24 protein-coding genes and 4 tRNA genes are annotated in these 22,444 nt (G+C 65.6%); 6 read left to right on the top strand and 22 right to left on the bottom strand.

What is annotated here, in order from left to right:
* Positions 1-14 precede the first annotated feature (14 nt).
* The 14 genes from EAX62_RS10470 to EAX62_RS16720 all read right to left on the bottom strand — a co-directional run bounded on the left by EAX62_RS10470 (position 15) and on the right by EAX62_RS16720 (position 11,634).
* Positions 15-1,271 (bottom strand): YhjD/YihY/BrkB family envelope integrity protein, encoded by a 1,257-nt coding sequence (locus tag EAX62_RS10470; RefSeq protein ID WP_121901591.1) that lies wholly within the window; start codon positions 1,269-1,271, stop codon positions 15-17.
* Between the two features lie 335 nt (positions 1,272-1,606).
* Positions 1,607-2,176, bottom strand: a complete 570-nt coding sequence (locus EAX62_RS10465) for a MerR family transcriptional regulator (RefSeq protein WP_325048820.1) — start codon at positions 2,174-2,176, stop codon at positions 1,607-1,609.
* 189 nt (positions 2,177-2,365) lie between these two features.
* The gene (locus EAX62_RS10460; protein ID WP_121901590.1) at positions 2,366-2,842 is read right to left on the bottom strand and encodes a bifunctional nuclease family protein; all 477 of its coding nucleotides are present in this window, start codon (positions 2,840-2,842) and stop codon (positions 2,366-2,368) included.
* 13 nt (positions 2,843-2,855) lie between these two features.
* Positions 2,856-3,539: a transcriptional regulator FtsR gene (ftsR, locus tag EAX62_RS10455; protein ID WP_121901589.1), complete on the bottom strand. Its 684-nt coding sequence runs from the start codon at positions 3,537-3,539 to the stop codon at positions 2,856-2,858.
* Positions 3,539-4,024 (bottom strand): FHA domain-containing protein, encoded by a 486-nt coding sequence (locus EAX62_RS10450; protein ID WP_121901588.1) that lies wholly within the window; start codon positions 4,022-4,024, stop codon positions 3,539-3,541. The genes ftsR and EAX62_RS10450 overlap by 1 nt, the downstream gene beginning before the upstream one ends.
* A 119-nt stretch (positions 4,025-4,143) precedes the next feature.
* Positions 4,144-5,001, bottom strand: a complete 858-nt coding sequence (locus tag EAX62_RS10445) for a DUF881 domain-containing protein (RefSeq protein WP_121901587.1) — start codon at positions 4,999-5,001, stop codon at positions 4,144-4,146.
* Complete coding sequence (locus tag EAX62_RS10440) at positions 4,994-5,326, bottom strand: small basic family protein (RefSeq protein ID WP_121901586.1); 333 nt, start codon at positions 5,324-5,326, stop codon at positions 4,994-4,996. The genes EAX62_RS10445 and EAX62_RS10440 overlap by 8 nt, the downstream gene beginning before the upstream one ends.
* 19 nt (positions 5,327-5,345) lie before the next feature.
* Positions 5,346-6,116 carry a DUF881 domain-containing protein gene (locus tag EAX62_RS10435; RefSeq protein ID WP_121901585.1) on the bottom strand — a complete coding sequence of 257 codons (771 nt, stop codon included), beginning with the start codon at positions 6,114-6,116 and terminating at the stop codon, positions 5,346-5,348.
* Entirely contained in the window at positions 6,103-6,666 is a 564-nt protein-coding gene (locus EAX62_RS10430) for a CDP-alcohol phosphatidyltransferase family protein (protein ID WP_121901806.1), read from the bottom strand. The genes EAX62_RS10435 and EAX62_RS10430 overlap by 14 nt, the downstream gene beginning before the upstream one ends.
* Positions 6,667-6,707: 41 nt before the next feature.
* Positions 6,708-7,826 (bottom strand): glycosyltransferase family 4 protein, encoded by a 1,119-nt coding sequence (locus EAX62_RS10425; RefSeq protein ID WP_158600637.1) that lies wholly within the window; start codon positions 7,824-7,826, stop codon positions 6,708-6,710.
* Positions 7,819-8,697, bottom strand: coding sequence for an LpxL/LpxP family acyltransferase (locus tag EAX62_RS10420; RefSeq protein ID WP_121901583.1), 879 nt, complete (start codon positions 8,695-8,697; stop codon positions 7,819-7,821). The genes EAX62_RS10425 and EAX62_RS10420 overlap by 8 nt, the downstream gene beginning before the upstream one ends.
* A complete protein-coding gene (locus EAX62_RS10415) occupies positions 8,681-9,226 on the bottom strand; it encodes an HIT family protein (RefSeq protein ID WP_407703329.1) in 546 nt (181 codons plus the stop codon). Before EAX62_RS10415 ends, EAX62_RS10420 begins: the two co-directional genes overlap by 17 nt.
* Positions 9,216-11,234, bottom strand: coding sequence for a threonine--tRNA ligase (gene thrS, locus EAX62_RS10410; RefSeq protein ID WP_199711230.1), 2,019 nt, complete (start codon positions 11,232-11,234; stop codon positions 9,216-9,218). The genes EAX62_RS10415 and thrS overlap by 11 nt, the downstream gene beginning before the upstream one ends.
* A gap of 115 nt (positions 11,235-11,349) precedes the next feature.
* The gene (locus EAX62_RS16720) at positions 11,350-11,634 is read right to left on the bottom strand and encodes a GNAT family N-acetyltransferase (RefSeq protein ID WP_158600636.1); all 285 of its coding nucleotides are present in this window, start codon (positions 11,632-11,634) and stop codon (positions 11,350-11,352) included.
* 94 nt (positions 11,635-11,728) lie between these two features.
* Here EAX62_RS16720 and EAX62_RS10400 point away from each other — a divergent pair, with 94 nt between their 5' ends.
* The gene (locus EAX62_RS10400) at positions 11,729-12,361 is read left to right on the top strand and encodes a class I SAM-dependent methyltransferase (RefSeq protein ID WP_158600635.1); all 633 of its coding nucleotides are present in this window, start codon (positions 11,729-11,731) and stop codon (positions 12,359-12,361) included.
* 66 nt (positions 12,362-12,427) lie between these two features.
* Here EAX62_RS10400 and EAX62_RS10395 read toward each other — a convergent pair whose 3' ends face one another.
* From EAX62_RS10395 to EAX62_RS10370, 6 genes are all read right to left on the bottom strand, one after another.
* Positions 12,428-14,077, bottom strand: coding sequence for a DNA/RNA helicase domain-containing protein (locus tag EAX62_RS10395; RefSeq protein WP_199711229.1), 1,650 nt, complete (start codon positions 14,075-14,077; stop codon positions 12,428-12,430).
* 76 nt (positions 14,078-14,153) lie between these two features.
* Positions 14,154-14,474 carry a nucleotide pyrophosphohydrolase gene (locus EAX62_RS10390; RefSeq protein ID WP_121901579.1) on the bottom strand — a complete coding sequence of 107 codons (321 nt, stop codon included), beginning with the start codon at positions 14,472-14,474 and terminating at the stop codon, positions 14,154-14,156.
* A 144-nt stretch (positions 14,475-14,618) separates the two neighbouring features.
* The gene (gene ybaK / locus EAX62_RS10385; protein ID WP_121901803.1) at positions 14,619-15,107 is read right to left on the bottom strand and encodes a Cys-tRNA(Pro) deacylase; all 489 of its coding nucleotides are present in this window, start codon (positions 15,105-15,107) and stop codon (positions 14,619-14,621) included.
* Positions 15,108-15,192: 85 nt separating this feature from the next.
* A tRNA-Val gene (locus tag EAX62_RS10380) sits at positions 15,193-15,267 on the bottom strand.
* 1 nt (position 15,268) lies between these two features.
* Positions 15,269-15,339: transfer RNA gene (locus EAX62_RS10375), tRNA-Cys, on the bottom strand.
* 50 nt (positions 15,340-15,389) lie between these two features.
* Positions 15,390-15,462: transfer RNA gene (locus EAX62_RS10370), tRNA-Gly, on the bottom strand.
* Between the two features lie 320 nt (positions 15,463-15,782).
* On the opposite strand from EAX62_RS10370, the gene EAX62_RS10365 reads away from it, so the two are divergent.
* Both EAX62_RS10365 and EAX62_RS10360 read left to right on the top strand, forming a co-directional pair.
* Positions 15,783-15,854 (top strand) — tRNA-Val (locus EAX62_RS10365).
* 215 nt (positions 15,855-16,069) lie between these two features.
* On the top strand, positions 16,070-16,852 hold the full coding sequence (locus EAX62_RS10360; RefSeq protein ID WP_158600634.1) for a sirohydrochlorin chelatase: 783 nt from the start codon (positions 16,070-16,072) through the stop codon (positions 16,850-16,852).
* Between the two features lie 4 nt (positions 16,853-16,856).
* On the opposite strand, the gene EAX62_RS10355 is transcribed toward EAX62_RS10360, so the two are convergent.
* A complete protein-coding gene (locus EAX62_RS10355) occupies positions 16,857-17,915 on the bottom strand; it encodes a DNA polymerase domain-containing protein (RefSeq protein ID WP_121901577.1) in 1,059 nt (352 codons plus the stop codon).
* 48 nt (positions 17,916-17,963) lie between these two features.
* On the opposite strand from EAX62_RS10355, the gene msrB reads away from it, so the two are divergent.
* Genes msrB through EAX62_RS10340 form a run of 3 tightly spaced genes read left to right on the top strand, consistent with a single transcriptional unit; the run spans position 17,964 to position 20,257 of the window.
* Positions 17,964-18,389 carry a peptide-methionine (R)-S-oxide reductase MsrB gene (gene msrB, locus EAX62_RS10350; protein WP_121901576.1) on the top strand — a complete coding sequence of 142 codons (426 nt, stop codon included), beginning with the start codon at positions 17,964-17,966 and terminating at the stop codon, positions 18,387-18,389.
* Between the two features lie 60 nt (positions 18,390-18,449).
* Positions 18,450-19,037 (top strand): DUF3000 domain-containing protein, encoded by a 588-nt coding sequence (locus tag EAX62_RS10345; protein ID WP_121901575.1) that lies wholly within the window; start codon positions 18,450-18,452, stop codon positions 19,035-19,037.
* On the top strand, positions 19,034-20,257 hold the full coding sequence (locus tag EAX62_RS10340; protein ID WP_121901574.1) for an HRDC domain-containing protein: 1,224 nt from the start codon (positions 19,034-19,036) through the stop codon (positions 20,255-20,257). Before EAX62_RS10345 ends, EAX62_RS10340 begins: the two co-directional genes overlap by 4 nt.
* Positions 20,258-20,502: 245 nt before the next feature.
* On the opposite strand, the gene dxs is transcribed toward EAX62_RS10340, so the two are convergent.
* Complete coding sequence (gene dxs, locus EAX62_RS10335) at positions 20,503-22,425, bottom strand: 1-deoxy-D-xylulose-5-phosphate synthase (RefSeq protein WP_199711228.1); 1,923 nt, start codon at positions 22,423-22,425, stop codon at positions 20,503-20,505.
* Positions 22,426-22,444: the final 19 nt, after the last annotated feature.

The raw sequence follows: 22,444 nt of genomic DNA, 5'->3' as shown, positions 1-22,444 counted from the left end.
AACCTCATCCCTGCTCAGCGCTGGGCGACTTTGCGCACGAGTGCGGCGACTGCGGCACCCAGCCCAATGCCGGTGGCAGCGCCGACGCCGTAGCCCACGCCCAGGCCCACTCGGACACCGCGGGCAGCGTTCTCCTGCGACACCGTGGCGTCGGGATCGTTCAGCGTGACTCGGCCGGGGTCGTAATTGACCGCGCGCAGGTCGTCAGGATCCATGGTGGCCGCCCATCGCTCCGCCCGGTACCGGGCGGAAACGGTCACGGGTGACAGCCTTGGGACCTCGTCATCGTCCTCGTCGTCGACGCGCACTTCGTCCTCATCGTGGACGCCGGCGGCCTTGTCGGCTTCCTTCTTTGCCTTGGTGGCCTCCCATGAGTCAGCGGTCCCCACCCAGGCTGCGATCATGAGGATGATGGTGGCCAGCAGGTTGAACACGATCATCAGGATGATGATGGGACCGAAGATGCCAGCGGACTTGTTGCCGGAGAGAAGGCTGACGAACACCCCGGCCAATCGCTGCAGCACCGTGATCAGCACGGCACCGGCAATTGTTGCTTTGAGGAACGTGGGCCAACGAGCGGATTGCCCGGGAAGAACGACAAAGAGAAATGCAAAGAGCAGCCAACTTGCCAGCAGGCTCACGACAAGACTCACCGCCTGCAGAAGCAGTCCGATGCCGGGGACTCCCCCTAGGCCGAGCCACTTGATGATCTGCTCGGGGAATGCCTGACCGGCGGCTGTGACCGCAACGGCCACCCCGACCGACAGCAACAACCCGAAGAACGTGATCAAGTTGCTGATGAGTTCCCCGACGAAACCACCGGTCTCCGCGGCGTCCGCGAACTTGTTCCTCCACATGGCACGGACTGCGTGCTTGAGGTTCTTGACCCAGTTTGATCCCGAATACGCGGCGGCCAGAAACGCGATGATGCCGATCGACGGCCAGCTGTTGAAAGTGCTTGTGACGAATTCGCTGATGGTGTTGGCGAAGTTCTTGGCCTGCTCGTTGGCGGTGTCCTCCACACCAGTGATCGCCGCCAGCTGCTCCGTCAGCAGGTTCTGCACCTGCGGGAGCAGATCGGGACGCAGGACGGTGACCGTCAGGCCCAGGAGTGCCACCCCGAACATGAGTACCGGGATCATCGACAGGACCGAGAAGTAGGTGACGGCACCCGCGAACTGTGGACCGAGTCGTTTACCGAACCGCTCGTTGGCGGCCAGGAGGTGAGCGACGCTGGGACGTCGCAAGAGTTTCTCGATGCGTTCCTTCACGCCTGCACAATAGCCGCACGGGACTCCCGCGTGCCTGACCAACGTCACCTGCGCCCAACGTCGCACGTCGACACCTGAAAGGAACCGAGCGGTGCATCGGGGGGCTCGTGAGGTGCGGGAGGCACTTCGATACGCCCAGCTCCTACGTCGCGGGGCTACTCAGGGAACAGATGCGGGTGCGCGGGCTGCGTCGCGTTGGTCTTGTTCCTGAGTGCCGCCCCTGACGCACGAGGGGGCGGTGTACCGAAGGGCTCGTGAGGTGCGGGGCGCGGAACGACATGTTGTCCGTCACCTGAGTCCGCCCGTGGGGCGTTCCTGTGGGGTGTGGATGGGGCTCAGACGGCGCGGTCGCGGCGTCGGGCTGCGAGTTCGTCGGACGGGTCCTGGGACGCCGTGATTCCGGCCTTCTCGGACGGCAGGGCGCTCAGCGTGCCCTCGATTTCCTTCCAGACACTGGAGACAGAAATCAGGAACATTCCCTGACCGCCCTTGGACAGGTCGTACAACTCGCTGGCGGTGGTGCACTCGTACACGCTGAAACCGTCGGAGAGCAGCGTGATCTCGGTGAGGTCCTCGACGCCACGGGCGCGCAGGTGCTCGATGGCGACGCGGATCTGCTGCAGCGATATCCCCACGTCCAGGAAGCGTTTGACGACGCGCAGGAGCAGAATGTCCCGGAAGGAGTAGAGGCGCTGGGTGCCGGAGCCTCCCGCCTGGCGGATTTCGGGAACCACCAGACCTGTGCGTGCCCAGTAGTCCAGCTGGCGATAGGTGATGCCTGCGACACGGTGGGCGACGGGACCGCGGAAGCCCATGTCGACGGGCAGCGGCGAGAAGTCACCTTCGAACAGCAGATCCTGCAGCACCGGCTGCGCCGTTGCCTTGCCTGCGGACTCGTCCGTCACTTCTACCTCTCTCTGCCCAGTCAATGACACCAGTGTGATGACACCAGTGCGATGCACCGACGAACCGACGCTAACCCTTCGGAAGGTGAATCGAAGAACGACACGCCCAGCCGCCCGGGGACCAATCCACACCTCCCCCCGTGGGGGCCGGGAAGAAGCATCAACTCGCCGTACTCAAATCCATTCTGACTATGGGTTTTCGTTCTCAAAGTCGTCCGGTGTGACCGTGTCGAGGAACTCCCGGAACTTCTCCACCTCGTCGGTTTCGCTCCGGTCAACCTCAACCCCCACTTGATCCATCAACTGCTCAGGGCATTCGATGGACCACTCGAGGCGTAGGGCCGCGGCGATGGCGTCACTGGGGCGGGCATCGAAGACGAAGCTGCCTGCAGAGATGGTGGCGAAGTAGACACCGTCGCGCATCTCGGTGATGTTCACGGTGCCGGGCTTACCGTTACTGACCTCGTCCAGGACGTTGGCGAGGAGGTCATGGGTCATGGGTCGGTGGAACTGTTCACTGTCGTCGAGGACGATGGCAATGGCCGCCGCATCCACGCTGGAGATCCAGATGGGCAGGAGCCGTGTTCCCCCACTTTCCCTGAGGAGCAGCACAGGCACATCCTCCGGGGCTGCGAGCCGGATGCCGATGACGTCAAGGTCGATCATGCCCACCAGCCTATTACCCGTTGATCTGGCTGTGGAGAAGTGCGGCATGCGCCTGCAGGATCACACGGTAGAGGTCGGCCAAAATCTCCTTCGGCACCCCCGAGCGCCTCTGGTAGGGCGCCAGCGCCTGCTCCACGAGGGCAGCCTCGGTGGCCGCCGCCTGCTGGACGACCCGCAGCTGCCGAGCGTCCACGCCGAAGCTCCCCAACCGCTTTGCCGCGACAGCGATGGCGACGGCCTCCCGGCCGTACAGCTGGGTGCCGCGGCGAACGCTGATCAGCTTGAGCCGTTCCAACTCGATGAAACCTGCCTCACCCAATCCTGACTCCGCCATGATCTGGCGACGATTGACGAGCCTCGACGACGGAACGGGGGTACGAGGCCTGACGGGGGTGGCGGGTTCTTCGTCGACAGAGGGCGGTGCAGGTTCCGACGGAACCTCCTCACCCCTGTCGAGTGCATCCAGCTGCTCACGGATGACCTTGAGAGGTAAGTACTTGTCGCGCTGCGCGCGCAACACGAAAACGAGACGGTCGATGTCGCTTTGTCGGAAACGTCGGTAACCGGATGGTTGGTCCCTTTCGGGAGACACCAGACCTTCGGACTCGAGATACCGCAACTTCGAGACCGAAATATCGGGGAACTCCCCCCGGATGGCCTCCAGGACCTGACCGATCGTGCGCGGGGGGCTGGGCATCAGTTCCCGCCGGGCTCGCTCAGGCTGATGGTGGCACGGAACTTGCCGATCTGGATCTCGTCGCCCTGGTGCAGTGCAACGGGCTCCGCAACGATCTTCCGATTGACATAGGTTCCGTTGAGGCTGCCCTGATCCTCCACCCGAAGATCCGTGCCCGTGCGGACAAACTTGGCGTGGTGCCGGGACACGGTGATGTCATCGAGGAAGATGTCGGAGGCGGGATGACGACCGATGGAGGTCACGTCAGTGTCGATGAGGAAGCGCGATCCCTCGCTGCCGCCGCCGCGGATGATCAGGAGAGCGTCACCAGCGCTCAGGTTCCGGACAGCGTCCAGTTCAGGTTCACTGAGCTCGCCGATGTAGTCGTCTGTGATGGCTGTGAGGACCGTGGTGGTGTCACCCATGGGATCACCCAACGGCGCGCCGCAATTGCTGCAGAACTTGGCATCGGTGCGGCTGTCGCGTCCACATTGACGGCACTTCATGGGCGGGGCCCCTCTCACTTCGTTCTTGTCCGGCGACGCCCCATCCCACAGTGATGGTCGATGCTCGGTTGCGACACCCACCCTATCGGGGGGATCGGGTTACACAACACCGCCCCTGATCAATTCGGACGGGCGAACTCGTTCTCGGCCACCACCACGACGGAGTCGATGTCCACGCGCGACATTTGCTGGATGGTGACCGTGCCCCCCACGCGCGTTCCCTCCACCTCACTGACAAGTCCGCCGCGGAATTTCGCGCCCGCCTCCAGTGTGGCGGGGTCACCGATGACGTCGAGGACGATGGGACTCACCACCACCTGGTTGTCCGCCACCACGCGCCCCTCCCCGTCCAGACCGAACCACGTGGACGACACCACCCGAATGCGGTCATTGATCTCCACCACCTCCGCTCCGGCATCACGCAGCTCCTCGAGCGCGTCGAGCAGCAATTCGGGACTGATCTTCTTGTCGGGGTCCTCGATGGTGATCCTCACGCCCTTGCCGTGGACCGGAACCGTGCCGGCGATGATCTGGAGTTCGTCGAGGCGACGGGTTGCCTCAGCCTTGGCAGCCTCCGCGCCCTTGGCGCCGGACGCCAGTTCATCCCGGGTGGTCTGGAGGTCGCGGATGTCGTCCTCCAGCCGTCGGGTCTCGGCGGACAGGTTGTCCAGCAACTGGATCAGTTCTGTCCGGCGAAGGTTCGCATACGACGGTTGCGCAGCCTGGGAGCGGAGCGTCAGGACCACCAGGACCGCCGTCAGGAACAGGACGAGGGCAACCGTCAGCTGACCGCGACCCGGGCGGACGAAGTCACGCAGCAGGTGACGCTCAGCCGAGTCCTTGGGCGGGGTCTCCTCGTCAGCGACGCGGCGGGCTGTGGTGTCGTTGGGCGCCGTGACGTCGTCGTCGGCGTGGGCTGCAGTGGCTGGGTCGTCGACGGGGGTGGCGTCGATTTCGACGTCGTCCTGCTCAGGCATGGAGCAGCGCCCGGCGAATGGCTGCGGCGTTCGTGAAGATCCGGATACCGAGCACCACAACCACGCCGGTGGACAGCTGGGATCCCACGCCGATCTGGTCCCCGACGAAGACGATGAGACCTGCGATCACGACGTTGGAGAGGAACGACACCGCAAATACCCGGTCCGAGAACACGCCCTCGAGGTACGCCCTGGTTGCGCCGAGGATGGCATCCATGGCGGCGACGATCGCAATGGGGAGGTAGGGCTGCAGAACCGACGGCAACGCCGGCTCAACCAGCAACCCGACGACGATGCCGGCGATCAGGCCCAGTATGGCCAACATGCGCACCCACTCCTTCCACTCACTTCTGCGCGTACCTCAGGATCATGCCGGGGTCGGCAGGAAGGGTGAGCTCCCCGTCGGCCTCGACGATCGTAAAACTCACGCCGTAATTGTCGCTGATGTATTTCCACCACGCTGAGGCACCTGTGCGGGCGAACCGCGCGGGCATGGTGGCGGGGTTGCCAATGGCCTCGATGCGATAGGGCGGGGACAGCGACACGTAGTCCACCGTAATGGCTGATCCGGCCGTCCGGATCGGGGTCAGGGAGGTGATGCGTCGACCGTTGATGGCGACAGCCTCGGCGCCGGCCTGGTTCAGGCCGTTGACGAGGCGGGAGAGGTCGCTGTCGAAGACCACACCCTCCCCGTTCTCACGGTCCGACGCGTCGTTGACTTCGACGACGATACCCGGGCCCGTCACCGGTACTGTCCCGGTCACGGGTTCCAGGAGGTTCTGGGCCCTGCTGAGGGCGGGATCGTCCAGTTGCGCGTCGCCCATCTCACGGATGTCGGCCTCCAGTTGGGCGGCCTCCTCCTCGAGTGTGTCGACGCGGGCCTGCGTCTCGCCGATGCGCTGGAGGAGGTCACGCCGTTCGCCGTCAGCCTCCCCGGACGCCCGGGTGGTGCTGACGAAGGCGATCACTGCGAGGGCCGCGATCATCGCCAGCGTGACGCCGAGGATCAGGGGCGACACACGGCGACGTCGCGACCCTGACGTCCGGTACTCGGGTTCAAGAGCGTTGGCCTGCAGGTCGGTGAGCAGGCTCATGCTCTGGTCAGGTCGCCGCATCCGCACCACTGCGTCGCTTCCGGGACAGGGCCACGGTCTGGTGGAGGTAGATGGCGCCGGCCCACCAGTACAGGCCGGCACCAAGGACGCCGAGGGGCCAGCCGACCCACCCCGCGAACATCACGTGCAGAGTCGGTGAGGATGCCAGCAGGATCAGTGGGATGGCCAGCAGGAGACACATGGTGGCCGCCTTGCCGACGTAGTTGACCGGGAGCGCCACGATGCCGCTGCGTCGAAGGGACGGCACCAGCGCCAGGAGCATGACGTCGCGGGCGAGGAGCACAGCGAGGAGCCACCAGGGCACGATCCCCCGGACGGTCAGCGCGATGATGGCCATCAGGATGTAGAGGCGGTCCGCCACCGGGTCGAGTTTCGCGCCCAACTCCGTGCGTTGCTTCAGCCGCCGGGCCAGGAAGCCGTCGAGCCAGTCGGTGACCCCGGACAGCACCAGCAGCACGACAGCGGCGACGTCCTGTCCCGCCAGGATCAACCAGCCGAAGACTCCCACCGCAAGAAGCCTGATGAACGAGAGGACGTTGGGCACCGTCATCACGCGGTCAGTGTCCCACTGGGGCGTGGTCTCGACGGAGTTCACACGTGCCAGCCTAGGCCATCAACTCGTGCGCCCCGATGCCCTGGTGGCGTGTTGGCGCGTGCGAGCGCCACCTCGTACTGCGCGAGGACGCGGGGCCCCAGCACGTCCCACCCCCATTGCTGCGCCGACGCATGCAGTCGTGTCGGGTCCGTGGGGCGGGCCAGGCGCTCGCCGAGTATCGCCAGCGCAGCCCTGGAGTCGCCCACCGGGAACACTGCACCGGTGCCGGCTGCGGCGAGCACGTCGCGGAACCCCGCCAGGTCGCTTGCCACGACGTCACAGCCGGAGGCGAGCGCCTCCACGAGGACCATCCCGAAACTCTCCCCGAAGAGGTTGGGTGCCACGAGGCAGTCCACCGACTGCAGTGCCTGGTCACGGGTGGCATCGTCGACAACGCCCCACAACTTCACCCGCCCAGCCGTCACGGAGCCCGGGCCCAGAGCGACGAACTCCGCGTCCAGGCCCTCCTGCGCTGCGAGGTCAGCGACCTCCCGGAAGACGTCAAAGCCCTTGCGGGGCTCGTCGAGCCGACCAAGGAACCCGACCCGCGGCCGCGCGCCCCCGCGCCATCCCGCGCGAGGCGCCGGAGCCGGGGGCAGCACCACTCCGTTGCCGATGATGACCGGTTCCGCGCCGCAGGCCCGGCGGGCCGTGGCAGCCGCGGCCCGGGAAACAGCGATGCTCTGCCGCTCCCCCAGCGCACGCGCCCGCCAGCGCAAAGCACCGGCGAGCATGGTGGGGACCCGGAAGCTCGCGTGGTGGGTGACCACGAGCGTTGTGGCCCCCTTCGCCACCGCGAACGCGATCCCGGGCGTCAACGGTTCGTGAACATGCACCACGTCGGCTGCCAGGGAAGTGCGGAGCGCGTCGGCGCACTGACGTCGGCGCACGGCCAACTGCGCCACGGACCCGTTGAAGTGAAAGTCACTGGAGGGTCCCACCAGATGGAAAATGACGCCAGGGGGAGCAGGTCGCGCACGCCTGCCCGGAGCGATGACGGTGACCCGTTGCCCACGACCAGCAAGCCACCCGGCCAACCCCATCACGTGTGTTCCCACGCCTCCCGGCGCGTCGAGCGAGTAGGGACACACCAACGCCACATGCATGTCAGGCATCCCGGAAGAAGGGCTGCAGCATGAGCCAGGAGGTGGGATCCCGGTGCACCGCCTCCGCGAATCCGGCCACCACATCAGCCATCATCGTGGCGGGTGAACCCGCCGCGACGACGTCGCCCACGAACACCGCCACCCTGTCCCCACGAAACGCAGTGGTCACCACCCGCAGGTCACAGCCCGTGACCCTGGCCAGCAGGGCGGGGCCGGCGGGCACGTTGACGGTTGACCCGGTCCCCGGCCAGGGCACGGTGAGTCCTCGGCCCGAGAGGTCGCGGTCACTGAGGAGGCACACAGCCTGCCCCTCGCGGACGGCGTCGGCGAGGACCCGCATCAGGTTGTCCTGCCCGACGGGGAGGATGTCCATGCCCATCCCGGCACGGGCGTCGCGGAAACGTTCGTAGACGCCTCTGGGGAGCCGTTCGGCGACACTCACCACCTTGATTCCGACACGTGCACACCAGGCGCCGGCGAAGTCCCAACTGCCCATGTGTGGCAACACCAGCACCACCCCGGGTCCGGCCAACGACTGCCTCAACCGCTCGAGGTCCTCGTCATCGATGATGACCCGTGACAACACGTCGTCGTCACTCCAGCGCGCCAGTGAGAGCGACATGAGGTTGTTGCGCAGCCACGAGGCAAGGAGCACCCGCCGCTCCGCCCGTGTGGGACGGCGACCGAGGGCCACCTCGACGTTGTCCTCCCACTGCCGAACCCCTCGCAGGGGGACCAAGCCGAGCAACCGGGACCCCACGGCGCAGACGACGACTCTCCCCCCGTGTGGAAGGCGTGATCCCACCGTCCACACCAGCGCCGTGATGGCGGAGCGGAACCGCCTGCGAAGCGTCATGCCGACGTCAGGCGTGCCACGCATCAGCCAACTGTTGGCGTGCGTCACCGAGCAGTTGGGGCAGCGCACGGGTCTGCGCGATGACGGGCAGGAAGTTCATGTCGCCTCCCCACCGGGGAACGATGTGCTGGTGGAGGTGGGCAGCGATGCCGGCACCGGCCACCGCACCCTGGTTCATCCCCAGGTTGAAACCGGCCGGGTTGCTGACCCTGCGGATGACCCGCATGGCCTGCTGCGTCAGCTCTGCCACCTCGCGGGTCTCCTCGACGGTGAGGTCGGTGTAGTCCGCCACGTGACGGTACGGGCAGACCAGGACGTGTCCGGGGGAATAGGGGAACAGGTTCATCACCACGTAGGCGTGCTCGCCGCGGGCCACGACAAGACCATCGGCATCGTCCTTGCGCGGAGAGGTGCAGAACGGGCAGTCCGCCTCCCCCTTCGGCTTGCCCTCACCGTGGATGTAGACCATCCGGTGGGGGGTCCAGAGCCTCTGGAAGGCGTCCGGTGCGCCCGCCAGTTCCGCCGGGTCCTGCACGACGGGATCAGGCATCAGCGCTGGGACCCTCGTTGACCCGGGAGCCGACGAACGCGACGATCTCGTCGATCGCCTGGTCCTTGGGTACGCCGTTGCGCTGTGAACCGTCTCGGTACCGGAAGGACACCGACCCTGCGTCGCGGTCGTCGCCACCGGCGATCAGCATGAACGGCACCTTCTGCTTCTGGGCGTTGCGGATCTTCTTGCCGAACCTGTCGTCGGAGGTGTCCAGTTCCGTGCGGATCCCCCGCTGGTGCAACGTCGACAGAATCTCGCCGAGGTAATCGTCAAACTCCGAAGCGACGGGGATGCCCAGCACCTGGACGGGCGCCAGCCATGCCGGGAACGCCCCGGCGTAGTGCTCGGTGAGAACCCCGAAGAACCGCTCGATGGAGCCGAACAGGGCGCGGTGAATCATGACGGGCCGTTGCCGGGTGCCGTCGGAGGCCTGGTACTCGAGCTCGAACAACTCAGGCAGGTTGAAGTCGAGCTGGATGGTGGACATCTGCCAGGTGCGGCCGATGGCGTCCTTGGCCTGCACGGAGATCTTGGGGCCGTAGAACGCAGCGCCGCCGGGATCCTCCACGAGCTCCAGCCCGGAAGCCGTGGCCACTTCACGCAATGTCGAGGTGGCCTCCTCCCAGGTGGCGTCGTCACCGACGAACTTCTCCGGGTTCTTGCTGGAAACCTCGAGGTAGAAGTCGTCCAGGCCGTAGTCCTTCAACAGTTCGAGCACGAACTGCAGAAGGCGTTCCAGCTCGTCGCGCATCTGGTCGCGGGTGCAGTAGATGTGCGCGTCGTCCTGCGTGAATCCGCGGGCCCGCGTGAGGCCGTGCACCACACCCGACTTCTCGTTCCGGTACACCGTGCCGAACTCGAAGAGCCGGAGCGGCAGCTCACGGTAGGAGCGGCCGCGGGAGGCGTAGATGAGGTTGTGCATGGGGCAGTTCATGGGCTTCATGTAGTAGTCCGCACCCTGCTTGGTGAGGTTGCCGTCAGCGTCGTACTCGGCATCCATGCGCATGGGCGGGTACATGCCGTCTGCGTACCACTCGAGGTGTCCGGACGTCTCGTACAACTTCGACTTCGTCAGGTGCGGGGTGTTGACGAAGGAATAGTTTTCGGCGACGTGGCGGCGGCGGGAGTAGTCCTCCATCTCCATCCGGATGGTGGCGCCCTTGGGGTGGAACACCGCCAGGCCCGAGCCGATCTCGTCGGGGAAGCTGAACAGGTCCAGTTCGGCGCCCAACTTGCGGTGGTCGCGCTTGGCGGCCTCCACCATGCGGGTCTGGTAGGCCTTGAGGTCGTCGCGGGTGGCCCAGGCAGTGCCGTAGACCCGCTGCAGCGTCGCGTTGCGCTGATCGCCGCGCCAGTAGGCGGCCGACACCTTGGTGAGGGCAACAGCCTGGATGTAGCCGGTGTGCGGCACGTGCGGGCCCCGGCACAGGTCCTTCCACGCGACGCTGCCGTCACGGCGGACGTTGTCGTAGATGGTCAGTTCGCCGGCGCCGACCTCCACGGATGAGCCGTCAGCGTCGGAGGCACTGCCCTTCAGGGAGATGAGCTCCAGCTTGAACGGTTCGTTTGCGAGTTCCACGCGGGCGTCGTCGTCGCTGACGGGACGGCGTACGAACTTCTGCTTCTCGCGGACGATCTGGCCCATCTGCTTCTCGATGGCGGTCAGGTCCTCGGGAGTGAGCGGCTCCGTCTGGAAGTCGTAGTAGAAACCGTCCACAATCGGTGGGCCAATGCCCAGCTTCGCGGACGGCACCAAGTGCTGGACGGCCTGGGCGGCGACGTGGGCAGCGGAGTGGCGGACGATGGCGAGGCCGTCGGGTTCACCCATGAGGACGGGTTCGACGACGTCACCGTCCTGGAGTTCATGCGCCAGGTCGACGAGCTCACCACGGCGGCGCATGGCCACCACGGTCCTGTCGGTGCCGAAGAGGTCCAGCCCTGTGGTGGTGGCGCTCAGGCCGACCTCCTCTTCTCCGTTGGGCCGACTGATGGTGATGGCGCCACTCACTGGGGAGATCCTCTCGGGCAGGGTTCACAGGGTGAAGATCGCTCGGCCGTGGTGGACGAGCATTCTTCGTTGAGCATTGTGCCGCAGATGCGACGGGTATGAAGCGTCGACGCCCTCAGGCGACGTGAATGCTCCCGAACTCGGGATTGTTCTCGATGTGTCGTGCCACGAAGGAGCACGTGGCTTTGACATTGAGGCCCGCGTCACGGATGTCTGCGAGTGCGAAGTCAGCCAGCATGGCCGCATACCCCTTGCCACCGTGGGCGGGGTCCACCTCGGTGTGGGTCAACTCCACGATGTGCCCGTCGCGGACCCAGTCAATGAAGCCAATGCGCTCACCCTCGGCACGCAGCTCATAGCGGTTCTCGTCGTCGTTCTTCACCAGTTCAGGTTCTGACATGTACCTCAGCCTACCGCCGGGCGTCCCGCAACCGGCTGACCGCGTGTGTGCGGTTTGGCCCCGCGGAACGGTTGGAGCCCGACAGGATGGACCCATGAGCATTTTCGACGACATGGCTGACACCTGGGACGACAAACCCGACCGCGTGGAGCGCACGCGGACGGTGGCGCAAAGGCTCCGCGCCGCACTGGACTTCACGGACATCGAGTCCGCTCTGGAATACGGCTGCGGCACGGGCCAGCTCAGCTTCGCATTGGCAGACGTGCTCCCCCACTGCCTATTGATGGACAGTTCTGTGGAGATGCTCAAGGTGGCAGAGCGGGGAATTGCCGAGAGGGCGCTGCCGTGGGACACGGAGCGACGCAGCTTCGCCGCGCACTCCCCCGACCACCCGGTGGCCATCACCGACCTGATTTTCTCCCTGCAGGTTCTCCACCACGTCGACGACCTGGACACCGCCTTCACCAACATGGCCACGGCCCTGCGCGCCAAGGGGCAGCTGGCCATCATCGACCTTCCCGTCGGCTCCGCCGGCTTCCACCGAGGCAGCAAGCACAACCATGCCGACAACCCCCACCTCGACGGCCTGGACCCCCACGACCTGGAGCAGCGTCTGGCGGCGGCAGGGTTCCGGGACATCACGTGGCATGACGACATCGCCTTGGTGCGCGACGGTGATGACGGCCCCGTGCCCTACACCTTGTTCCTGGTCACGGCGAGGGTGTGAGTCGGGGCTGGTCGGTGTTCCGCAGCCGCCTGATCGGCGTCGCCCGGCGCTGTGGAGGGCTCGGCCTCATACAGCGCGACCACCTCCGGTGAAGGAGAAGAACGGTCGAAGATAATCACGTAGAAGAGGGTCGCAGACGTAGACGTAGGTGCCGCGAATTCCCCGTGTGAGCAGCACAGCATAGATGTTTCGCACATAGGTGAGCAGTTGCTCATCAGAATACTTGATACCCAGTTGATTGTTGTTGGCTTTTCCATTGCGATCACGGTAGTGCGAACGGTCGAAGACAATCTGGCCGACGTCGGCGTCGTACCGAAGGTCGCGACCTATCACGACCCCTGCGACATTGAGGTCGTACCCCTGGATGGTATGGATGGACCCCATTTCATCCCGAGATGTTCGTGAGTTCACCCAGTCGACGGCTCGCGTGTTCCACCGCATCAGTTCACCGTCAATTTCCATGTCATATGCGCTGCGGTCCGTCTTGCTGACCCATTCCCACGCATAACCGGCGACAAGTCGAGCCAATCCGAATTCTGCGTCGCGGTCAAGGACGGCTCGGCGCATCGCAGCAAAATCGTCGAAGAACCGCAGGTCGTACTCGCCGAAGTCCCGGGGGACCATCGGCACGCCGGCGAGGACCCCTCGTACGTAGCCGACGTAGTCGGAGCCAGCCCGGACACGGTGCTGCGCTGTCAGGCGGTAGTGCCGTTCCGTCACGTGGGCTTCATCGACGAGCGCATCGAAGACGCCACTGGGAACGTCTGCGGGTCGAATGCTCTGGTCACGGTCCAACAGGAACAACTGGTTGGCACTCTTTGCCATGATCCAGTCCAGTTGGGTCTTGCTCATGTCGTCGGATCCGAACAGCTGTGTCGTGATGTCGGCGTACCGCCGGTTCATGGGGCCGGAGCCCTGACTGGCACGCTGGGTCAGGCGGTGCGCTTCATCCACGATCAGCAGATCAAAGCGACCCTGATCCTGACCCACGTCGAATGCTGAGAGCACCATGCCGGCGTCCAGCCCGGGAGTTCGGCGGAAAACCCTCTGGATGGATCGCCGCAGTGATTGCTGCGGCACCACCAGACCAACCCGGAATCCCTCGAACGATCGTGCGAACTCCTCTGTGAAGAACTCATCGAACACCGAGACTTCCTGCATGGGCTGGCGCGCATCGTAGTCCTGGATGTCGCGAAGGAGCTTGATGAGAAAGATGGCGACGATGGTCTTCCCGGTTCCCGGCGACCCCTGGACCACGATCCTGCTGGAAACGCCGCCGTCGAGGTCAGCGACCAAGCCCTCCACGATATCGACGACCACGGCCAACTGGTCTTCAGAGAGCGCTTTGAAGGGGGAGAGTTTGAACAGATCACTGTTCTCGATGTCGGCCATGCTCTGGGTGAACAGGCCACGCTCCCGCAAAGCCTCAAAGACCTCGGCGAAGGTCTCCTGATACGACTCCCGTCTGTAGTAGTCCGCGTCCGTAATGCCTGCGTTGCCGTTGATGACGGCGTACTGGCCGTCCCCCGCGAACAGTCGTATCAGAAAGGACTCGAGATCGAGGCACACCGACTTGTTGAAGGTGTCGTCGACCACAACGCGGGCCCGCCCGAGTACCGACTTGCCAGGGCTTTCACGATGCTGCTTGAAGCGCATGGCGACGTTCAAGGATTCCCCGACGTACATCTGTCCCAGCCCGTCGAGGGCATAGACCACGGGCCAATTCCTCAGACGCGAGTCTGTATCGGCCCACGCGAGAACTCGACTTCGAGAGAAGTCGACCTCGCGGATTTCAAAGCTCATCGTATTTCGTGCTCGTCCCGCGGGCAGTGTCCACCGGATACTTGCCGCGGGTCACGAGGAGCTTGTTCGCCACAGCCTCGTCGGCATCTATCCCGAGCCGCTCAGCCATCAAGTAGCAATAAGTCAGGACGTCGGCGAGTTCGCCGATCACTCGGGATCGGTCAGCGTCCCCACCCCATTGAAAACACTCCAACAACTCGGCCGCCTCTATGGAGATACTCTTCGCCAAGTTTTCTGGCGAGTGGAACTGTCCCCAGTCCCGCTCACGAACGAATTCACGGAGTTCGACCAACAGTTCGGTGCTAGGCATGGGGGGACTCTAGCCCGCCATCGTGCGGCGTGTGTGGGGTTGGTTGCCCCAACGGTGCCGGCTGTGAGTGGCAGCCATCTGCGACCCAAGCCTCGGGGATTCCCCGTGCACCAGCGATTTTCGGTGTACCTGTTGTGCACCACCTCAGGGGCGGCTGATCTGGGCGAAGGTGGCGTTGGTGAGGTGCGCCAGGTCGCATGGCGACAGTTCGACATCGAGCCCTCGCCGTCCCCCGGACACCAGCACCGTCCCGTGCTGCTGCATGGTGCTGTCCAGGACCGTGGGGAGGGGACGCTTCTGACCAATGGGACTGATGCCGCCCACCACCATCCCGGAGCTGCGTTCCGCGCTGGCCGGGGCAGCCATTGCCACCTTCTTGACACCCAGCGCCAGTGCCAGAGCCTTCACATCCAGGGACCCCGTCACGGGCACAACACCGACAGCGAGTCCGTCACCGGTGTCCACCAGAAGTGTCTTGAACACACGGTGGGGATCCACATCGAGGGCCGCGGCCGCCTCCAACCCGAAGGATTCAGCCCGAGGGTTGTGCTCGTAGGCATGGACGGTGTGCGCCACGCCTGCGTGTTCGAGGGCCACTGTCGCCGGGGTACCGGAGGAGCGGTTGATACGCATGACGCCAACGTAGCGGGGCACCGCCACACATGGGCGATGGACAACACAAAAAAGGAGCGGCCACACGTGGCCGCTCCTCATCTGCTGGTGGGCGATACTGGGTTTGAACCAGTGACCTCTTCCGTGTCAGGGAAGCGCGCTACCACTGCGCCAATCGCCCGAGGTGGAGACGGGATTTGAACCCGTGTACACGGATTTGCAGTCCGTTGCCTCGCCTCTCGGCCACTCCACCGAGTAGAGGACAAAACCTGCCCAACCGGGGCTGGGAAAGAGTCTTCTCCGAGCGGACGACGAGATTCGAACTCGCGACCCTCACCTTGGCAAGGTGATGCTCTACCAACTGAGCCACGTCCGCACTGCGCTGATCCTCGACCCGAAGGCCTCGTTTCCGACGCGTTGAGAACATTAGCGCAGGGTTTCGACGGATGCAAAACCCGCAGTCAGGCGTGCCTTGCACACGCCCCCGCGGGCTACACCGCGGGCAGGTGGCGGTGCCAGCAGCCGGACGGGACGAGTCGGCCACAACTCACCGCGATCACCGGGACCAGCACCTCCATTCCGCCCTGATCCGCGTACCCGGGGAGGCAAGACCCGACATGCACCCCACCCGGACAAGGTCCCTGGTGGCGCCGTTTGGCGCAGGGGTCCGCAGTGCGCTAAAGTCTCGTTTCGCACGGGCGATTGGCGCAGTGGTAGCGCGCTTCGTTCACACCGAAGAGGTCACTGGTTCGAACCCAGTATCGCCCACTCCCGTGCCGGGTCTCATGTGCCCGCACATCCACCTCCCGGTGACGCCCCCTGGGAGCGTGGCAGGTCAGAGGCCGTCACCCGAGGCAAGAATCCCTCAATTGTCATTTGATTAGCACATGGACTCCCGCCTTGCGCTCTGGGCCCAAACGTCCCACAATGTGGGACAAAAGATCCTTGTTCTGGGATCATCCCCCGATCGAAAGCGAGACGACATGGCCGCGCCAGCGATCGTGCTCATTGCCGACGGTGACGATGACCCGGCCGTCGCGGTCGCACTGGCTTCACTCTCGGCCAAGCTCAAGGGCCTGCGCCCCGACCTCCTGGTGACCTACGGGTTCCTCTCCGACGGCAAGCCCGGAGTGGGCCAGTCAGTGTCGAAGCTCGCGGCGCTCGGGTCCACAGAGATCGCCATCGTGCCCCTCGACCTCGTGTCAGCCATGGATCACTCCCCCGAGATCAGCCGGGCACAGGGTGCTGTCCAGGCCGCCAACCCCGGCGTCAAAGTGGTCATCGCGCGCCCCATCGGCCCGGCCACTGAGCTGCTGAACGTCATGGACGCCCGCATGCGTGAGGCACTGCACAAGACCAACGCCGTGGAGGTGGATGCCCTCGTGCTGGGCGCACCGGAAGGGGGAGACGTGCGGGGCGCGTCGCTCCTTGCACGTCGCGCCCGACAGTGGGCAGCGCACCACAAACTGCCCGTCCAGTTGGCGGTCAACGACCTCACGGGGCGCGGGACTGCCCAGGCCATCGCGGCGCTCCGCACGCAGGGCCGTCGCCACATCGCCGTCGGGTCCATGTTCCTGACCAGCGGACCGCTGTTTCGTGCACACCAGCAAGCAGCCCTGAAGGCGGGTGCCATGGCGGTGACCCAGCCCATTGAGGACCACGACCACCTCGTGGAACTGATTCTGGCCCGGTATGCATTTGCCGCCATGGAACTGCTCGACGCCAGCTTCCCCGAGGACGACACTCCCCCCACCGACGCCGACTGACCGATCAGGTCCCGGGCGGCGACGTCCGGGCCCGCGAAGGCTGGACCCGCATCGGTTCGCCTTCCATCTTCGGATATTCGGGCGGGTAGGGCATCTCCCCCTCGCCCTGCGCCGCATCCCTGTCGTACCAGTCGAGAGCTGTCGCGGGATCACCCGGCGGGGTCTCATAGTAGGGAGCCCACACGTCACCCCGCTCCGCGAACCTCTCCAGCATGCTGACAATGGTGAAGTCATCGGGCTGCACGTGCTCCACCTCGTCCCAGGCCAGCGGTGCCGACACCCGCGCTGCGGGGGTGGGGCGGATCGAATACGCCGAGGCCATGAGCCGGTCCCTGGCCATCTGGTTGAAGTCGACGAAGATCCTCTCGCCCCGCTCCTCCTTCCACCAGTTCACGGTGACCTGCTCAGGCATGCGCCGCGCCAACTCACGACCGATCGCGATGGTGGCGTGTCGGGCGTCAATGAAATCCATTCTCCGGATGGGCACGAAGACGTGGAGCCCGCGACCGCCGCTGGTCTTGGGGAATCCCACGAGCCCCGCCTCGGCCAGTACCGCCCGCAGTTCCATCGACGCCTTCGCCGCGTCGCCGAAATCGGTGCCGGGTTGCGGGTCGAGGTCGATGCGCAACTGGTCGACACCATTGGGGTCCGATGCCCTCACTGGCCACGCATGGAAGCGCAAGGTCCCCAGGTTCACCATCCAGACCAGCGTCGCCGCATCCGCGGGCGCAGGTGTCTGCGCTGTTCGACCGGACGGGAAGGTGATGGTGGCCTGCTGTACCCATTCCGGCGTGCCTTGTGGGGTGCGCTTCTGGTAAAAGGCGTCGCCGCGCGAGCCGCTCCCCGTCGAGACGACCGCCCCCTCCACCACCCCGCCGGGCCATCGCTCCATTGTGGTTGGGCGATCCTGCAGGGCCGGCAGCATCCCGGGGGACACCGTCATGACGTAGTGCGCCACGTCGAGCTTCGTCAGCCCCAGTTCGGGGAAGTACAGCTTCGAGGGACTGGACAATCGGACGTCGCGACCGTCGACCTCAAGCATGATCGCATCATTGCTGGCCATGACGGCAAGCGTATCCGGGCGACTTGTCCGTGGACCTAAACTTGGCCCATGACACAGGAAGAGACCCACGTCGCGCCCCTGAACAAGCCTGACGCCTCGTGGCGCCAGCAACTCAACGACCTGGAGTACCAGGTGCTGCGGCACGGCGGAACCGAGCGGCCGTTCGTCGGCGAGTACACCAACACGGAGACCGAAGGCGTGTACGCATGCCGTGGCTGTGGCACTGAACTGTTCCGCAGCGACCAGAAGTTCTCCTCCTCCTGCGGGTGGCCGAGCTTTTTCGAGCCGCTGGCCGAGGAGCGAGTCCGATACCTGAAGGACACATCCGTCCCCGGGCCCGCACGCGTCGAGGTGCGATGCGCAGCATGCGACGGCCACCTCGGTCACGTATTCGAGGGCGAGGGCTACGACACCCCCACCGACCTGCGCTACTGCATCAACTCAGTCTCTCTGACACTGCAGCCCAAGGCGTAGGTACGGGGGTGGTCGGCGCGCTTCCCACAGCCCCGACGCAGTGTCACCTAGTCTCGATCCGTGGCCGAAACCCGGAACATCATCCCCCTCGAGTTCAGCCGAGCTCTGGCCGAGTTGCACGAAATGCACTGGCGTCCCGGCTTGGTTGTCGAGGAGATTGGGTCGCCCCAGCGGATTGCGCCCCACAGCATCGCCCTGTCCGCTGAGCTGTGCAGCTACGGCGATGACGACGACGTGTTGGGCAACGGCAGGCTCATCCTGTTGCACGACCCCGCTGGTAACGAGGGTTGGGGTGGGAACTTCAGGATCGTCTCCTATGCCCGGGCGGACGTCGACCGCGACATGGTCACGGATCCACTGCTGCCGGATGTGGCGTGGTCCTGGATGACGGATGCCCTGGCACACCACAATGCCCTGCACCGGCACCTTGCCGGAACCGTCACAGCCTCCTACGGCAAGGGCTTTGGCGACATGGAGGATGCAGACAACCGAGCCGAGGTGGAGCTGCGATGCTCCTGGACCCCCCGGCTCTCGGATGAGGATCGTTTGATGGGACATTTGAATGCTTGGCAGGACCTTCTGGGCATGGTGGCAGGTATGCCGTCCATGCCAGAGGGCATCGTGAACTTTCCGCGGCACACCTCGTGAGCGCCGGCTACGTCGAGCATTCCCGCGAGCCGTTGCGCGAGGTGGTTGCCACCCCCGAAGCCTTGGCGGAATGCATGGCATCGTTGGCCAGTGGCGAGGGCCCCGTGGCGTTCGACGCCGAACGGGCCCATGGCCACCGCTACTGGCCCAAGGCCTACCTCTTCCAGATTCGCCGGCGAGGCGCTGGCACGTGGCTGGTGGACCCGCTTCCGTTCGAGGTTGACGGAGTCGCCCGTCTCGAAGGTCTGGGCGACTGCTGCGGCGACGCCCTGTGGCTGGTGCATGCCGCCAGCCAGGACCTGCCGTGCATGCGGGACGCGGGCATCCGGCCGGGCCACCTGTTCGACACGGAGCTGGCAGCACGGCTGCTGGGTGAGCCGTCTGCCGGTCTTGCCCCCCTGCTGGAGCGCAAACTCGGGATCAGCCTGGAGAAGGCGCACTCGGCAGACAACTGGGCCACCCGCCCGCTCCCGGAGTCATGGCTCGACTACGCCGCACTGGACGTGGACTACCTCCTGGAACTCCACGAAATCCTGCGCGACGAACTGCAGGCGATGGGTCGGCTGTCGTGGGCGGAAGAAGAGTTCGCCGCCACACTCGTGCAGTTCAGCAAGGAACCGGCGCCGCGGATTGACCCGTGGCGACGTCTGACAGGGGTCACGTCGTTGAAGTCCCCCAGGCAGCTGGCCGTGGCGAGGGCGCTGTGGGAGGAGCGCGACACCATCGGACGCACGCGCGACAGGCCGCCGGGCCGTATCCTGCCAGACCCCGCCATTGTCGAACTTGCCCAGCGCGTGAGCCCGAGCGGACCGTTGCCCGGCCCCTCCGACTTCGCCACCATCCGGGGTTTTCAGAACCGTTCAGGACAGCGGTACCGGTCGAACTGGCTGCGCGCCATTGCCACCGTCGAGGGCATGGACACCACCTCGTACCCGTCGCGCCGGCCGCCGTCGAACGGCCTGCCGCATCCACGCAACTGGGATCGGCACCATCCCGGTGCCGCGGAGCTGTGGTGGAAGGTCAAGCCTGCCGTTGACGAACTGGGATGCGACCTCGCGATGCAGCCCAGCCTCGTGGCACCTCCGGCGATCATCCAGCAGGTGGTGTTCGATCACGCGAAGGAGCCCGACTTCACGGTCGCGTTGCAGCGTCTGGGCGCCCGCAGTTGGCAGGTGGAGTTCCTGGCACCACTGCTGAATGAGGTCTCCGGCCGCGTCTGAGGTTCGACGCGGAGCGACTGAGAATCGGCGCAGCGCGGGAGATCGGGTCAAACGCGGCCCGGATGAGGCTCAAACGCGGCGTTGTGAGGGACGTATCGCGGCACACGGAGGGGACCTCGTACGGCAGCTCCTTGCTCGGGGCCGCCACTGCAGCAGTCGCCACGGGTCGGTTCGCTGCCCAGACCCCGGAATCGAGCACGGCTGTGACTCAGGGAGCCATTGCCCGTGCAGCCGGGGTGCTCATCTCAGCGTCCGTCCGCCGGCTGGGGCTCGGCGGAGATGCTGCGGTCATTCACCAACCGCTCCAACACCTGGCGAGCCACGTCACGTGCTGTCAGGCCCAGTTCGGTGAGGACCTCGTCGCGGCTGCCGTGCGCCAGGAAGCGTTGGGGGATACCGAAGCACATCAGCTCCGTCGCGACATCGTCGGCAACCAGGCGCGAGCGCAGACGCTCCCCCAGACCACCCACGACCATGTTGTCCTCGATGCTGACCACCATGCGGTGCTGGGAAGCCAGCGCCACGAGCTCGCTGCTGACGGGGACGCACCACAGCGGGTCAGCCACGGTGCAGGTGATCCCCTGCTGCGCCAGGCGCTCGGCGATCGCCATCCCCATGCCGGCGAACTGGCCATAGCCGACGACCATGACGGTGGCCAACTGGTCGGCGCGCAGCAGGTCGACGCGGTCGCGGCCCTCCCCGCGGTGGGAAACCGCAGGCATGTCGTCGGGCAGCCGCTCCTTGGAGTAGCGCACCACAGTGGGTCGGTCGTCGACGGTCACGGCGCGCTCCAGCGCTTCCACCATGCGGGGCTGGTCGCGCGGCGCGGCAATCTCGAGGTTGGGCACCAGGCCGAGCAGTGAGATGTCCCACATGCCGTTGTGACTGGGTCCGTCGGTGCCCGTGACGCCGGAACGGTCGAGCGCGAACGTCACGCCCTTGTCGTGCAGGGCCGCGTCCATCAGCACCTGGTCGAACGCCCTGTTGACGAACGTGGCATAGAGCGCCACGACAGGGTGCAGGCCGGCCGCGGCCAGTCCTGCGGCGGACACCACCGCGTGCTGTTCGGCGATGCCGACATCAAACGCGCGCTCCGGGAACGCTGCGGCGAACCGGCCCAGCCCAACGGGGTACAGCATGGCGGCCGTGATGGCGACGACGTCCTCACGGCGTTGACCGATTTGCACCATGGCTTCCGCGAAGGCGTCGGTCCACGTCGCCTGTACCGACGCCGTCAACGGCTCACCGGTGAACTCGTTGATCTTGCCGACCGCGTGGAACCGGTCCTCCTCGTTCTCCTCCGCCGCCTTGAAGCCCTTGCCCTTGCGGGTCATGCAGTGCACGATCACCGGCCCGTCGAACTGGCGCGCCTGCTCGAGATGGCTGATGACGGCGCCGATGTCGTGCCCGTCAATGGGGCCGATGTACTTGATGCCGAGGTCGGTGAACATGCCCTCGGGCACCAGGACGTCCTTGACGCCCGTCTTGAAACCGTGCAGGAGGTCGTAGGCGGGGCGTCCGACGACGGGAAGGCTGCTCACGCGACGCTTGATGTAACTGAGCGTCTTCTCGTACTTCTTGTGGGTCCGCAGCCCTGCCAACTGGTTGGCGAGGCCCCCGACCGTGGGGGTGTAGGAGCGGCCGTTGTCGTTGACCACGATCACGAGCTTCACGCCGGGGCGGATCGGGATGTTGTTGAGTGCTTCCCAGGCCATGCCACCGGTGAGGGCGCCGTCGCCCACCACCACGACGACGGTGCGGTCCTCGCCCCGCAGCTGAAAGCCCTGCGCCAGTCCAGCGCCCCAGGACAAAGAGGTGGAGGCGTGGGAATTGGAAACCCAGTCATGCTCCGACTCATGCGGCTCCGGGTACCCCGAGAGGCCGCCGCGCTGGCGAAGCGTGTCGAAGCCGGCCTGGCGTCCGGTGAGCATTTTGTGGACGTAGCTCTGGTGTCCGGTGTCGAAAATGATGGGGTCGTGCGGGGAGTCGAAAACGCGGTGAAGACCCAGCGTCAGTTCCACCACACCCAGATTGGGGCCGAGATGGCCCCCCGTGCGGCTGACCTTGGTGATGAGAAACGCCCGGATCTCCTCAGCGAGCTCCTCGAGCTGACGACGGGTCAGTGTTCGGAGGTCCTGGGGGGTCGAGATCCTGTCCAACAACGGCATGCGTCCAATAGTAGAGGCT

It is taken from the genome of Tessaracoccus antarcticus (genome assembly GCF_003688855.1).
GTDB classification, from domain to species: domain Bacteria; phylum Actinomycetota; class Actinomycetes; order Propionibacteriales; family Propionibacteriaceae; genus Arachnia; species Arachnia antarctica.
The sequence above is the reverse complement of the archived record's forward strand: the minus strand, read 5'-3'. Positions and strand labels throughout refer to the sequence as shown.

Bases quoted from the DNA above. Each gene is read 5' to 3' on its own strand.
- EAX62_RS10460 (WP_121901590.1), bottom strand. From the start codon at position 2,842: ATGATCGACCTTGACGTCATCGGCATCCGGCTCGCAGCCCCGGAGGAT.
- ftsR (WP_121901589.1), bottom strand. From the start codon at position 3,539: ATGCCCAGCCCCCCGCGCACGATCGGTCAGGTCCTGGAGGCCATCCGG.
- EAX62_RS10450 (WP_121901588.1), bottom strand. From the start codon at position 4,024: ATGAAGTGCCGTCAATGTGGACGCGACAGCCGCACCGATGCCAAGTTC.
- EAX62_RS10445 (WP_121901587.1), bottom strand. From the start codon at position 5,001: ATGCCTGAGCAGGACGACGTCGAAATCGACGCCACCCCCGTCGACGAC.
- EAX62_RS10440 (WP_121901586.1), bottom strand. From the start codon at position 5,326: ATGTTGGCCATACTGGGCCTGATCGCCGGCATCGTCGTCGGGTTGCTG.
- EAX62_RS10435 (WP_121901585.1), bottom strand. From the start codon at position 6,116: ATGCGGCGACCTGACCAGAGCATGAGCCTGCTCACCGACCTGCAGGCC.
- EAX62_RS10430 (WP_121901806.1), bottom strand. From the start codon at position 6,666: ATGACGGTGCCCAACGTCCTCTCGTTCATCAGGCTTCTTGCGGTGGGA.
- EAX62_RS10425 (WP_158600637.1), bottom strand. From the start codon at position 7,826: ATGCCTGACATGCATGTGGCGTTGGTGTGTCCCTACTCGCTCGACGCG.
- EAX62_RS10420 (WP_121901583.1), bottom strand. From the start codon at position 8,697: ATGCGTGGCACGCCTGACGTCGGCATGACGCTTCGCAGGCGGTTCCGC.
- EAX62_RS16720 (WP_158600636.1), bottom strand. From the start codon at position 11,634: ATGTCAGAACCTGAACTGGTGAAGAACGACGACGAGAACCGCTATGAG.
- EAX62_RS10400 (WP_158600635.1), top strand. From the start codon at position 11,729: ATGAGCATTTTCGACGACATGGCTGACACCTGGGACGACAAACCCGAC.
- EAX62_RS10390 (WP_121901579.1), bottom strand. From the start codon at position 14,474: ATGCCTAGCACCGAACTGTTGGTCGAACTCCGTGAATTCGTTCGTGAG.
- ybaK (WP_121901803.1), bottom strand. From the start codon at position 15,107: ATGCGTATCAACCGCTCCTCCGGTACCCCGGCGACAGTGGCCCTCGAA.
- EAX62_RS10360 (WP_158600634.1), top strand. From the start codon at position 16,070: ATGGCCGCGCCAGCGATCGTGCTCATTGCCGACGGTGACGATGACCCG.
- EAX62_RS10355 (WP_121901577.1), bottom strand. From the start codon at position 17,915: ATGGCCAGCAATGATGCGATCATGCTTGAGGTCGACGGTCGCGACGTC.
- msrB (WP_121901576.1), top strand. From the start codon at position 17,964: ATGACACAGGAAGAGACCCACGTCGCGCCCCTGAACAAGCCTGACGCC.
- dxs (WP_199711228.1), bottom strand. From the start codon at position 22,425: ATGCCGTTGTTGGACAGGATCTCGACCCCCCAGGACCTCCGAACACTG.